Origin of the sequence: Pseudoalteromonas sp. BSi20652, assembly GCF_000239855.1 — a bacterium.
Classification (GTDB): Bacteria; Pseudomonadota; Gammaproteobacteria; order Enterobacterales; family Alteromonadaceae; genus Pseudoalteromonas.
Map to the genome: position 1 here is coordinate 1 of NZ_BADT01000038.1, position 14,025 is coordinate 14,025.

General features: G+C 40.9%; 8 protein-coding genes and 1 pseudogene. 2 read left to right on the top strand and 7 right to left on the bottom strand.

Going from position 1 to position 14,025, the window contains the following annotated elements; genetic code table 11:
* Nucleotides 1-17 precede the first annotated feature (17 nt).
* The 7 genes from P20652_RS14810 to P20652_RS14785 form a co-directional block, all read right to left on the bottom strand.
* Nucleotides 18-992 carry a transposase gene (locus tag P20652_RS14810; protein WP_008166280.1) on the bottom strand — a complete coding sequence of 325 codons (975 nt, stop codon included), beginning with the start codon at nucleotides 990-992 and terminating at the stop codon, nucleotides 18-20.
* 387 nt (nucleotides 993-1,379) lie between these two features.
* Complete coding sequence (locus P20652_RS14805) at nucleotides 1,380-3,638, bottom strand: ankyrin repeat domain-containing protein (RefSeq protein ID WP_008166282.1); 2,259 nt, start codon at nucleotides 3,636-3,638, stop codon at nucleotides 1,380-1,382.
* Between the two features lie 256 nt (nucleotides 3,639-3,894).
* Nucleotides 3,895-4,050, bottom strand: coding sequence for a hypothetical protein (locus tag P20652_RS20095; RefSeq protein ID WP_008166284.1), 156 nt, complete (start codon nucleotides 4,048-4,050; stop codon nucleotides 3,895-3,897).
* 1,198 nt (nucleotides 4,051-5,248) lie between these two features.
* Entirely contained in the window at nucleotides 5,249-8,140 is a 2,892-nt protein-coding gene (gene gcvP / locus P20652_RS14800) for an aminomethyl-transferring glycine dehydrogenase (protein ID WP_008166286.1), read from the bottom strand.
* Nucleotides 8,141-8,314: 174 nt separating this feature from the next.
* Entirely contained in the window at nucleotides 8,315-8,704 is a 390-nt protein-coding gene (gene gcvH, locus P20652_RS14795) for a glycine cleavage system protein GcvH (RefSeq protein ID WP_008166289.1), read from the bottom strand.
* 73 nt (nucleotides 8,705-8,777) lie between these two features.
* Nucleotides 8,778-9,860 (bottom strand): glycine cleavage system aminomethyltransferase GcvT, encoded by a 1,083-nt coding sequence (gene gcvT / locus P20652_RS14790; protein ID WP_008166291.1) that lies wholly within the window; start codon nucleotides 9,858-9,860, stop codon nucleotides 8,778-8,780.
* Between the two features lie 117 nt (nucleotides 9,861-9,977).
* On the bottom strand, nucleotides 9,978-10,577 hold the full coding sequence (locus P20652_RS14785; RefSeq protein WP_008166293.1) for a hypothetical protein: 600 nt from the start codon (nucleotides 10,575-10,577) through the stop codon (nucleotides 9,978-9,980).
* A gap of 126 nt (nucleotides 10,578-10,703) precedes the next feature.
* Between P20652_RS14785 and P20652_RS14780 the strand changes: the two genes are divergently transcribed.
* Together P20652_RS14780 and P20652_RS17450 are read left to right on the top strand one after the other, a co-directional pair.
* Nucleotides 10,704-11,552 carry a LysR family transcriptional regulator gene (locus P20652_RS14780; RefSeq protein ID WP_008166295.1) on the top strand — a complete coding sequence of 283 codons (849 nt, stop codon included), beginning with the start codon at nucleotides 10,704-10,706 and terminating at the stop codon, nucleotides 11,550-11,552.
* Nucleotides 11,553-11,749: 197 nt separating this feature from the next.
* A pseudogene (locus P20652_RS17450) lies at nucleotides 11,750-13,905 on the top strand (TonB-dependent receptor family protein).
* Nucleotides 13,906-14,025: the final 120 nt, after the last annotated feature.

The window sequence follows — 14,025 nt, forward strand, 5'->3', positions numbered from 1 at the left end:
TTTGCGGAGGCTTGGGGTCAAATCTTGACTTCATACATCAAACTATCTCGAAGTTTTTCGAACTGTAAGTTGACCTTATCATCTTCAATTATTAACTTATTTAGCCTGCATACCGTTTGGGATATGGCTGAATAATGTTGAACATTAAAAACAACGGCTAACGCTTTCAAATTTTGCCCTGTTAAATCTTGGCATAACTTTATGGCAAACATACGAGGCAAGTTTTTCTCTTTACGCCCTTTTTTAACCGTTACAATATCATGTGCATCTATACAAAAATATTTAGCTAAGTACGCAATAACATCATCAGTTGAACGCCTCTGAACAACAACGCTTTTTTCGTTGTCTGATTTTGCAATATACTCCTTAATATTCTGAATAAATTCATCGCCGCCCAACACCGAAAATAACTTTTTAGCGCCATAAAAAGCACTTATTTCTTTATTGTTTTCATATTCAACAAACTGTTTGTACGCAGCATATTTGCGCTTTTTTCCTTGAAGCGAAAATATAAAGTCTCGAACTAACCATTTCGGCGTCGCTGTTTTTTTGATAAAAGCTGAGTAGCTAGACCATTTATAGTCAATGAGCTCATCTACTAACGGTGTACTTGTTTCTATTGGGTTACGATGTATATAACGGCTAACATGTAGTAAGTAATTATCAGCATCCACCAGCACAGCCTTATAGCGCCCTCTGAACAATGCACCGTCTGTATTGTGGGTTCGATTAAAGTATTGGGTATAGAGGCCATTAATATGCTTCATGGCTCGGCCTAAATTAGCATCGGGTGTTTTTATTAGCAGGTGGTAATGATTGGTCATTAAACAATACGAATGCACTTCAATATTAAAGCGAAGGCTTGCTTGCTCAATGCAGTATAAAAAATGCTTAAAATCGTCATCACTCAAAAAGGTATTTTCACGCCCTCTTCCGCGATTCATCACATGATAAAACGCATTTTCATACTCTATTCGCAGCGGTCTAGACATAATAATAAACTCAATGAGCAATAAACTATAAATCTAGACCATTGATGTATGAAGTCAAGATTTGACCCCTTTGGTTTAGTGGGTTATCAACCACGCCGATTGAGGCAATTAAAATTTAAGATAATTATAATGACACCCATTCTGATTTATCTATTTTTAATGTCTGAAGTCAAGATTTGACCCCTTTAGTTTTTTAAAAAATGCTTAAAATCGTCATCACTCAAAAAGGTATTTTCACGCCCTCTTCCGCGATTCATCACATGATAAAACGCATTTTCATACTCTATTCGCAGCGGTCTAGACATAATAATAAACTCAATGAGCAATAAACTATAAATCTAGACCACTGATGTATGAAGTCAAGATTTGACCCCTTTGGTTTTATGCTCATTTCTGTTGTGAAACTAAGTACCTTAATACTTTATTTGATTGATGGGCGAAAGCAATATGCTTACAATCCAATAGCCTCCCTGTTTCAGGATGCTCAGCAGTTATTAGTGGATCTCCGTTTTTCTGAATCATAGCTTCAAATAATTCAACTTCATCTAGCTCAGCCGCAAGCATCAAAGGTGTAAACCCATTAATCCTAGTATTATGACTGGCATTAGCGTCAGCTCCTGCATTTATGAGTAATTGGGCTATTTTTCTCATATCATCTAATGTCATAAACTCTTTAACTCTATCTACTATCAAGTTATGCCCAGAATCTGTAATATTTTTAAACATTGGATCTTGTAAACACTTCTCGTAATTTCTTTTAACTTCATCCAATGTAGCGCCCATTAAACCGTTAGAATGTCTCCTTATAGTATCTAATAATTCATCATTCAGAGGATGTTCTTTTATCAAATTCTTCAAAACCTCTGGTCTTTTTATAATTCCGATTTTACATAAAGTTGCGAAGAGTGCTGATTGTTTATCAGTATTCCCTCTAAAGTTAACGTTTGCTCCCATCTCTATGACCTTGGCTACGACTTCTGGCCTGCCTGTATCAACGGCACATACTAGAGGTAATAATTCTTTTTTGGATGTTTTCGTATTAACAACACCTTCACTATGTTTAATAGAGCTTATTAGCTTGAATAACCTATCGTCCATGCTTGAACCATGATCCAATACATCCATTTGCAAGATAGAAAAAAGCAATGCAGATTCATTGGAATCAGATAGTGCATTTACATTTACACCTGTATTAATGAACTGTGAAACTGTTTCCACGCAATTCATCCATGAAAAATAGACTATTTGGGGCATCTGCTTACCCCAGGTATCTCCAACAACTATTTTTTTATTTGGGCTTCGAAAGTTAGGCTCAATACTTTGCTTAAAAGAACCAAGTAATGGTCCTATCCGTTGTGCTCCATTTGAGGAACTGTCATTAAACTGTAAAGCCGGTGGAAAATGCTTATGAAATGTTGCTGCATATAGTTTTAATTCCCAATCTTCAACAACACTATCAAAGCGATTAGCTTCTAATTGGCTTTTATCTTCTTTATGCAAAGGTATATCAATACCAAATAGGATTGCAGAGTTTTTCAACCTCTTAATAAAAGCCTTATCTGGTGTCGGTTTAAGGCTAGAAGCAATACTGAGAGCTTCTTTTATAATTTCAGGTATCGATGGCCCAGCAAAAAATAAAGCTTGTTCAAACGTTGCTTTAAAATGGCCATTTGCTTCTTTAAGCTCCCCATTCAGAGCATGCCATCGAGCGCGATACCAGCTCAGCCAATATCCCATATTAAATTTGGGGTGCTTAAAAGTTGAGACTTCAAGCTCGTCAATCAACGTTTTTAAGCACTGTTTTCGATCTGCATCAGAGAGTTCTTTATTTTCACCCTTTTTATAAAAAATGTAATCTATCTCTAGCCCTTGCTCCCCTAGCGATTTGAGCCAAACTTGATTGTTACTCTTTAAATGCCATATATATTGTTCAACTTGACTTAAGCTCAGTACATCAACATTGACTAATTGCTCTGGGTAAATATCGGCATAATTTCGCTGTAAATTATCGATAAAACGGGCTGCTAAAATAACAACTTTAATCTTTTCCCATTCATGCCCCTCTACTTCAGAATTAGAAAGGTAATCTGGAATATTTGTTATATTAGATAGCTTTGGCAGTTCATCATTACTTTTCCAAAGCTTGAAGCGATGACGTTTTTCTTTTGGAATAAATTTAAGAAAGCTATCCCACCACTCAACATTTGAAGATAACCAATCAAACGCCTGGGTTATCCCATTAGGATGAAGGTTATTTCTCATTAAATAATTTGGTCCCTCAATTACTTTTCCCATAAAAAGATTGAATTCAACAGCAATTGTATCGAGGATCCACCGGGTAAGAATTGCTTCAGTCTCTACTCTGGTTATACCGTCCATAGGAGTTGAGTTTACCAATTCAATATATTCCCGCATCATTGATTCAAATTTAGCTTCTAATTTTTTAGAGAAGCCCTTACTTATGAACTTAGAAAGAGGAACTGAAATAGATTCCTTGAATAAACTTGAAGCTAAGGTGTAGGGCTGGTCATATTTGAAAGCAAAAGTGTCTAGCTGTTTATTCGATGCTTTAACTCCTATTGCACTCGCGATAATGCGTACTATTTCAACAGGTGTCATAAATGGTTGGCGCTTTTCTTTAAGCATAATCAACTTCCATTGTCATAATTCTTTTAAGGTTTCGTTTAAAGTTAAGATGTGAGCGTCTATCACTCGGCGTACAAGGAACTGCAATGCGACCACCTTTAGGCGCATATATCAAGCCGTGCTTCTTTCCTTGTTTGAACACCCAACCAGATTTAATTAAGTGTTTTACCAACTTACTAATTTCTTTATCTTTACTATATGCAGACATAATCAAAATAAAGGACTAGGAAGTCAACAACTTCCTAGTCCTGACTCCTTAATCGTTTTTGTTATTATTAGCGGCAGCACGAGCTGCTCTTGCAGCAAAGCCTTTTGATGAAACTTGGCCGCCATTTGCTTTTGCCTCACCACTTTGAATACGAGCAACAGCTTTTGTGGTCATAGGTGCTTGATTAGATTTTGACTTAGACATAATTTTCTCCGAAATGAATTAACCCTGTATTGGGTGACAAGTAATTTACAAAGAAAATGACTAACCGTCAGTTATGTAACTCGCTGAGAAATTTTTACTTTTGTATTGGCGTATTTTTATTAATATATTTCATTGGAATTAAAAAGGGGTTAAATCTCGACTTCATACATTAAGGTGTTAGCTGATAAATCTTGTATTTATCTAAGACCAAACACCAACCTCACGTTTAACACCCTTCCCCGTCATCACGCCCTGAAAACAAGCAATTGATGAGTAATTCATTTCATGGATGAAATGAAAGCCATGCTTGCACATGGATGTGCTTTCATGGCGTTTACGTTCACATCAATTGTGGTTTGAAGGATTAAGCGTGATGCTCGGGTGCGCTGAGAGCGTCCAGAGAGGGACCAGCGGCAGCCCCTCTTTGGCTGCCGTCGCCAGCGCGACAAAACCTTGAATAAGGTTTCTGATTTCTAGAAGTGCAAAACGTATTCGCGCTATCTGTAATAGTAACCTCAAACACCTATTCAAATACTTATTCGGGCTGCCGCCCGCGCGCCAGCAAGCTAAACGCCTACAATAAATAACACATACTCTTGGCTTTTGAGCGAGGAGGAAATGCAGAGGGTCAGGTCTTGCATCTTGCCAAGACCAAACACCAACCTCACGTTTAACACCCTCCCCCGTCATCACGCCCTGAAAATAAGCAATTGATGAGTAATGTCGCGCATGGATGCGCGATAAGGCGAAACTAGGCCATGGATGGCCTATCTTCGCCGTTTACGTTCACATCAATTGTGGTTTGAAGGGTTAAGCGTGATGCTCGGGTGCGCTGAGAGGTGACGAATAACCGAAGCGCAGCTTCGCAGTATGAGGAAGTGAAGGCATGGATGCCGACAGTAACCCAGCTTCAGGGATGAATTACTTGCAGCAGCGTTAAGCTTGAAAATCTATAGCCCCTCTTTGGCTGCCGTCGCCAGCGCGACAAAACCTTAAATAAGGTTTCTAATCCCTCAATGAGCCAAAAGGAAACAAAGTATGCGCCTTCAATAATTAAACACCTTTTGGGCTACGCCCAACACGCCAGCAAGCTGTGCGTCTACAATGTTTAAACACACACAAAAAAGCCGCTACATTGCTGCAACGGCTTTTTCAATTTTATAAATTCCCAATCTTTAATTGGAAATTTTAAAAATTATCAATCTCTATATGTCTCAACCGCTGGGCATGAACATACCAAGTTACGGTCGCCGTATACATCGTCTATACGTGTAACGGTTGGCCAGAACTTGTTTTTAGCTACTGCAGGCACTGGAAATGCAGCGTAAAAACGGTCGTACGCACGGTCCCATTCATTACCTAACACGTCGCCTTGTGTATGCGGTGCAAACACTAGCGGGTTGTTTTCGATTGACCATTCGCCAGAGATTACTTTTTCAATTTCGCCTTTAATCGACACCATTGCTTCGATAAAGCGGTCAATCTCACCTTTTGATTCAGACTCAGTTGGCTCAATCATTAATGTACCAGCTACTGGGAACGACATAGTTGGTGAATGGAAGCCGTAGTCTTGCAAGCGCTTAGCTACATCCATTTCAGTAATGCCTGATAGCTCTTTAAGCGGGCGTAAGTCAACAATACATTCGTGAGCAACACGATTGTTACGACCACGGTATAAAATTGGGAAGTGCTGGCTTAACTCATGCGTTAAGTAGTTAGCGTTCACAATGGCCATTTCAGTTGCTTGTTTTAAGCCCTCGCTCCCCATCATGGTGATGTAAGCCCATGAAATAGGTAAAATAGCGGCTGAGCCGTAAGGCGCTGCCGATACCGCACCGTTACCAATGTTAGTACCTGGTACGTTAATTACGCTGTGGTTTGGCATAAACGGCGCAAGGTGCGATTTAACACCAATTGGGCCAACACCTGGGCCGCCGCCACCGTGTGGAATACAAAACGTTTTGTGCAAGTTTAAGTGCGATACGTCTGAACCAATAAAGCCCGGGCTTGTTACGCCCACTTGCGCGTTCATGTTTGCGCCGTCCATGTAAACTTGGCCGCCGTGCTCGTGAATAATGTCACATAGTTCGCGAATGGTTTCTTCGTAAACACCATGGGTAGATGGGTACGTGATCATGGCACACGACAGGTTTTCAGACACGTCAGCGGCTTTCGCTTTTAAATCTTCCATGTCGATGTTGCCGTTTTTATCGCAGTTAACCACGACAATTTTCATGCTTGCCATTTGCGCTGATGCAGGGTTAGTACCGTGCGCAGAGCTTGGGATTAAACATACATTACGGTGTGCGTCGCCGCGTGACTCGTGGTATTTACGAATGGCAATTAAGCCTGCGTATTCACCTTGCGCGCCAGAGTTTGGCTGAAGTGATACTGCATCGTAACCGGTAATGTTTACTAGCCAGTCGTGAAGCTCGCCAATCATTATTTGGTAACCCTCTGCTTGATCAAGCGGGCAGAATGGGTGAAGGTTTGCAAACTCAGGCCACGTAATTGGGATCATCTCAGCAGTCGCGTTTAGTTTCATGGTACATGAGCCTAACGAGATCATTGAGTGATTAAGCGATAAGTCTTTGCTTTCTAGTCGCTTAATGTAGCGAAGCATGTCTGTTTCGCTGTGGTAGCTGTTAAAGTTTGGATGCGTTAATACTTCGTCATCACGCACTAAACTTGCAGGAATTGACTCGATGCCATTTGCTTCAACGTCGGCTGCAATAGCGTCTACGCTTAGGCCGTGGCCTTCGCCTAAAATAATATCAAATAGCTCAGCTACATCGGCGCGCGTTGTAGTTTCTGATACCGAAATTGAGTACTCGCCTTCGTGGTTTGTTGCAAAGTTTACGCCTTTTGCAATTGCACGTGCTGTTACGTCGTTTTTGTTGTCGCTTACAATTGTAAGGGTATCAAACCATGTATTGTGCTTAAGTGCGATGCCTTTAGCTTTAAGACCACTTGCTAAAATATCAGCAAAGCGATGTATACGCTGCGCGATAGTTTTTAAGCCTTGTGGGCCATGGTACACCGCGTAAAACGCAGCCATGTTGGCAAGTAGTACTTGCGCTGTACAAATGTTTGAATTGGCTTTGTCGCGGCGAATGTGTTGTTCGCGCGTTTGCATTGCCATACGTAGTGCGTCGTTACCTAAACGGTCTTTAGATACACCAATAATACGACCTGGTAATGAACGTTTGTATGCGTCACGTGTTGCAAAAAATGCAGCGTGTGGACCGCCGTAACCCATAGGTACGCCAAAACGTTGAGCCGAACCAAGTACTACGTCTGCGCCTAATTTACCCGGTGCTTTTAATAGTAATAAACTCATGATGTCGGCAGCAACACAGGCAATCGCCTTTTTGCTTTGTACACCAGCAATTAGATCGGTTACGTCTACCACTTCGCCTGATGTAGTTGGGTATTGAAACAATGCGCCAAAAATGTCGTGGTTTACGGCATCTTCTGCTTTACCTACAATTATTTCAAAACCAAACTGCTCGGCACGCGTTGTTACTACGTCGATTGTTTGTGTGTGTACGTCGTCGGCAATAAAAAAGGCATTGGCTTTTTTAGCTTTTGATACGCGTTTTGCAAGGCCCATAGCCTCTGCAGCCGCTGTTGACTCGTCAAGTAGTGATGCGCTCGCTAAATCAAGACCAGTTAAATCTAGGGTCATAGTTTGGAAGTTTAATAATGATTCTAAACGCCCTTGTGCAATCTCTGGCTGATACGGTGTGTACGCTGTATACCAACCTGGATTTTCTAGTACGTTACGTAAAATTACGTGCGGTACGTTAGTTGGGTGGTAGCCTTGGCCAATGTACGATTTGAAAACTTTATTTTTGCTTGCTACTGATTTTAGGTAGCTTAGTGTTTCAACTTCAGTACGGCTTTCGCCAACTGTTAGCGGTTGTTCTAGACGAATGCTAGCCGGTACAGTTTGGTCGATCAGTTCTTGCACACTCGATACTTCTAAAGCACTTAGCATATCGCTTACTTGTGCTGGGCTTGGCCCAATATGGCGGCGAATAAAATCTTGCTTTTGCTCTAGTTCTTCAAGAGATTTGGCGTTTGACATGTGTCCAGATTCCTATGATCCAAAAAATGTGGCTACTGCTGATGGGTAAACAGCAATAACTTAAAATTCTATGATTTAACGGCTTACTGTGTATGGAAAAGTTAACTGTAAAATCATAAAAGCCCCGATATCTAAATAAAACACGCGGGGCTTTTAGTTATCTACAAAGAACTATTATTCTTCGTCGATAGTGTGCGAGTAACCTTCAGCGTCTAATAAGTTGTCTAGCTCAGACTCATCAGATGCTTTAACACGGAATAACCAACCGTCGCCGTAAGCGTCGTTGTTTACTGTTTCAGGTGAATCTTCTAGCTCTTCGTTAATGGCAACAATTTCGCCGCTAATTGGTGCGTAAATGTCTGATGCTGCTTTAACCGACTCTGCTACTGCACAGTCTTCGCCAGCGTCTACTTCGTCGCCCACTTCTGGTAATTCAACAAATACCATGTCGCCAAGAAGCTCTTGTGCATGCTCTGTAATACCAACAGTAAAGGTACCGTCGCCTTCACTGCGAACCCACTCGTGTGAAGGTGCGTATTTTAACTCGCTAGGAATGTTACTCATTTTATTTGTCCTTTGGTTTATATTGGGAGGATACCAATCACAATAATGACACTGATTGGTATAACCAAATTATTTAGATTATTGATTTACCGTTACGTACAAAGCTAGGCTTTACTACTTTAACGTTTACTAATTTTTTACGCATTTCTACTTGAGCTGTATCGCCTGTTGAACGTGGTACACGTGCAAGGGCTACACTAAAACCAAGTGTTGGTGAAAAAGTACCAGACGTAATAATACCTATCCCACCGTCAACAATTACTTTAGAACCGCTACGCAACACGCCTTTTTCTTCAAACACTAAGCCAACTAGTTTGTCAGTGCTTTTTTCTGCGCGTTGCTTAACAAGTACGTCACGACCAATAAAGTCGCGATCTTCTGGTTCCCATGCAATGGTCCATGCCATGTTAGCTGCAAGTGGTGATACGCTTTCGTCCATATCTAGGCCGTAAAGGTTCATACCTGCTTCTAAACGAAGCGTGTCGCGTGCACCTAAACCAGCAGGCGCTACACCTGCGTCTAGCAGTTGTTGCCATAAATCGGCTGCTTGGTCGTTCGGTACTACAATTTCGTAACCGTCTTCGCCAGTATAACCCGTTGTAGCAATAAATAAATCACCTACTTGAACACCAAAAAACGGCTTCATACCTTCAACGGCTGCTTGTTGCTCTGCGTTTAAAAGAGTGGCTGTTTTTGCTTTAGCGTTTGGGCCTTGTACTGCAATCATTGCAAACTCTGGGCGCTCAGTCACTGTAACGGCAAAATCACTCGATACATTAGCTAAATGCGCTAAGTCTTTTTCGCGCGTTGCTGAGTTTACAACTAGGCGGTAAAACGTGTCGCTAAAGAAATAAATAATTAAATCGTCTATTACGCCGCCTTGCTCGTTAAGCATGCCGGTGTAAAGTGCTTTACCCGGTACGGTTAATTTAGCAACGTCGTTTGCTACCAACTTACGTAAAAATGCTTGTGCTTGCTCGCCTTGAACATCAACAATGGTCATGTGTGATACGTCAAACATACCTGCGTCGGTACGCACGTTATTGTGTTCTTCTATTTGTGAGCCGTAGTTGATTGGCATTTCCCAGCCATGAAAATCAACCATTTTTGCGCCCGCTTCTAGGTGCTTAGCATGTAGTACAGTTTTAGAAGTCATAACATTCCTTCACGTTTAAATTAACCCTGTTTAGGGCGTGGCTTAAATAGGCTTTAATTGCTTAATAGCAATTAAAAACAGATAAACATTGTTATGTTCACCTGTTGTTTATAGTCGTTATGCGGCTTTATTTTGCGTAAGTGCAAAACCGTGCGCTTGCATATAGCTCTGCCATTTTTGTAGTTCTGGCGCTTTAGCTATAAGCACAAATTGTTGTTCGTCTTTATTATCAATAGCGGTAATAAATACCTCACCACTTTGCGCACCGTAACATAGTTGCGCGTCAGAAAGGCGTAAACCCGGCGTTAATTTAAAAGCATTAACTAGCGTATCAAATGCGTTTTCGCCGCTTAGGGTAAAAGTAGTTAGGTCGGTTCGAATTACATAATCGATATCAAAACGAAGTTGTTGCTCGTTTATAAGTGATTGTAATTGAAGGCTTGCGCTGTGTGGTAATACAAATCTGAATGCGGTTTCGCTAAAGTAATACACGGCATAGCTATAATCAGAATTATAGTCGCCGTCGAGGGTACCTTTTAATCCAAAGCCGCTGGTCGTTAACTTTGTCAAATCATGACCTAATATAGTGCTCAAAAACACCGTGGCTTCACTCCCACTAAAATCCATCACAACGCTGTTGTTGTTTGTTTGCAAAGCATTAATAACTGCGCTGTTAGCGCTGCTGTGGCGGGCAAACATTATTGGATTAAAAGTCATCACAAGCACCTATGTATTTTTAATGGTAAAAGTATATTGCGCGAGGTGTATAACAACAAATTGTAATTATTTATCAATTGATAAATAATACTTATATATATGGCGATATAAATTGTAATTTTAAATATGAAAAACATATCAACCGATAGCTTACGCACCTTTGTAATGGTCGTTGAGGTAAGTGGTTTTGCTAAAGCCGGCGACTTACTTGGCCTCTCGCAACCAGCTGTAAGCCTACAGATAAAACGTTTAGAAGATGTGCTTGGCTATAAATTATTTAAAAAGCAAGGTCAGCGCCAAGTGCTTAACCAGTACGGTGAGCTATTATTACCTATGGCAAAACAAATGTTACAGCATAACGATGCAATTTTGCAGCAGTTCACATCAGAAAACATTGCCGGTAAGGTGCGTTTGGGTATCCCTAGCGAATTTGCAGCGCGTATTTTACCTGCCATTATTGGCGACTTTGTGGCGCTCTATCCCGAGGTGTCTTTAGAGGTTAAGTCGCGTTTAAGTAAACATTTACTTTCGGCTTCTCGCCAAGATCAGTTTGATTTAGTGCTTGCATTAAATGAGCGACTTAATTCTGATAAGTTCCCAATTTTTATGCAAGATGAACTGGTCTGGGTGGGCGACCTGTCACTTGCGCAAAACGACGTGGTTACGCTAGTTACCGCACCAGAAGGGTGTATTTATCGTCGCCGTGCGACTGATGCGTTAAAAAATGCCGGTATAAAATACCGCATTGTATATAGCAACGCCGATTTAACGGGTCTTATTGCTGCATTAAAAGAAGGCTTAGGCATTACAGTACTGGCTAAAGGTACTGTGCCGAGTGAGCTTAACTATCAGGTTCAAACCAAATATTTACCTGCTCTTGGTAGTATTGGTATTAGCTTAGTAAAAAGTTCGGGGGAGTCGGAGCATGCTGTAGATAAGCTCGCTGAATTTATAGCACTGCGCTTAGGCTACTAAACGTTTAAAGCGCATACTTTTTATCGAGTTAAATCGTTACTAATTAATACTAAAGAAACAAACGAGTTAACCATGTTGCATAAGTAGGTGTTTTTAGTTCTAAAAAATAAATAGTTAAATACTAAATAATATTGATTCGTATTCATTGTCGTGTTTAAATTACGTCAATTAAGATAATTGACATGATTAGGAACACAATGAACCCTAAGTTTTTAGTATCTACCCTTGCAACTGCGGTTGCTTTGTCTTGTAGCGCGACTGCAATAGCAAAAGATACCAGCGATAAAGAACAACGCTTTGAACAAATTACCGTTATTGGATCAGAACAAGCAATTAACGATATTCCTGGTTCGGCTACGTTTATTTCTGAAGAAGAACTTAAAAAATTCAAATTTACTGATATTTCTCGCGTTTTAGCGTCTGTCCCAGGTGTTTACGTACAAGAAGAAGACGGTTACGGCCTTCGTCCTAATATTGGTATGCGCGGCACAGGCACTGGTCGTAACGATAAAATCTCAGTAATGGAAGACGGTGTATTAGTTGCACCAGCCCCCTATTCGGCTCCTTCTGCTTATTACTTCCCGACTGTGGGTCGTATGGAAACTATTGAAGTATTAAAAGGCGCTGCGTCGGTTAAGTATGGCCCACGTACTACGGGTGGTGTTTTAAACTTACTTTCACGCAGCTTACCCACAGAGCCAAATAGCTCAAAAGGTATGGTAGATGCAGCCCTTGGTGGCGATGGTTACTACAAAGGTCACGCTTACTTCGGTAAAGAAAAAACAACACAGCAGGCTTAATTGAAGTATTTACTTACGGCGCAGACGGCTTTAAAGAGCTGCCAGTAGGTAATGACAACACCGGCTTTGAAAAAACAGATTTACTATTAAAGTTTGGCCACACGTTTGGTCAAAACGATGCGCATAATCTTGAGCTAAAAATTAAGTACTCTGACGAAACATCAGACGAAACATACATGGGCTTAACTGACGAAGATTATCAACAAAGTCCTTACCGTCGTTATGCAGCATCGCAAAACGATGAAATGAATACGCGCCACAATGCATACCAACTTAACTACGCTTACCGTTTTGGTGATGGCTATGAGTTTTTAGCAACGGCTTACTTAAACGATTTTCATCGTAACTGGTATAAAGCTAACAGCGTAGGTTTAAGTACGCTTGAACAATATAGCGATTTTGAAGCAAACCCAACAAGCGAAGGCATTGAAGGTATTGGTATTAAAGCTAATAACCGCGATTACCAAGCTAAAGGTATTCAGTCTGAATTACATATTCCTGCAGGCGATCACTATGTGACTGTGGGTGTGCGTTACCACGAAGACGAAATGGATCGTTTTCAATGGCAAGATACTTACACACTTAATCAAGACCTAAGTCTAACGCTTACAGAGCGAGGGCTTCCGGGCTCTGACAGCAACCGCGTGGATAGCGCAGAAGCAAGCACCTTGTTTATTCAAGACGAGTGGACAATTGATGCATTAGTAGTAAGTGCAGGTCTGCGTTATGAAGACATTACTATTACGCGTGAAGAGTGGTCTAAATCAGATCCAACGCGCAGCAACGGTTTAACTAAAGATGTGTCGAACGACACTGAAATTTTAGTTCCGTCGTTAGGTGCTACTTACACGCTTAACGAAAACATAACGCTACTTGCGGGTATTCAAAAAGGGTATGCACCAGCAGCACCTGGTAATGCTGACCAAGAAGAAGAAGAAAGTGTAAACATTGAGTTTGGCTCTCGCTTCAATATGGATGGCTTTAGCGGTGAAGTCATTGCATTTTACTCAGACTACGACAACATGCACGGTAACTGTACTGCAGCGGTTGGTTGTAGCGACGACAACATTGGCGACCAATACAACTACGGTGAAGTAGAAGTAGCGGGCTTTGAATTTAGTGCAGCACGTACGTTTGCAACTGATACAGCTATGTTCCCAGTTAAATTAACGTATACCTACACAGACTCTGAGTTTAAAAACAATTTTGATTCAGAAATTTGGGGCACGGTAGAAAAAGGCGATGCAATGCCTTACGTACCAGAAAACCAAGTCGCATTATCGTTAGGTGCTGAGTTTTCTGCGTTTGTAGTTAACAGCCAAATACGTTACGTATCTGATGCGCATGCTAACTTAACTGAGTCGGGCTTAAACGCAATTGATAGCCGCGTAGTATGGGATTTAGCTGCTAAATACTTAATCGATGATAATCAAAAAGTATACCTAAGTGTTGATAACTTGTTTGATAAAACATACGTTGCTAACCGTTCAAACGGTGGCATTCAACCAGGTAAGCCGCGTACTGTACAGATGGGCTACACTTACTCATTCTAAATTGAAAGCTGGTTAAACGGTTCACTAACAGCGTTAATAATTTTTATGTAAAAGCACTACACATCTAAATGATTACCTTGTTATTAAACCGTTTATCAAAGCTTACAAAGTTACAGATAC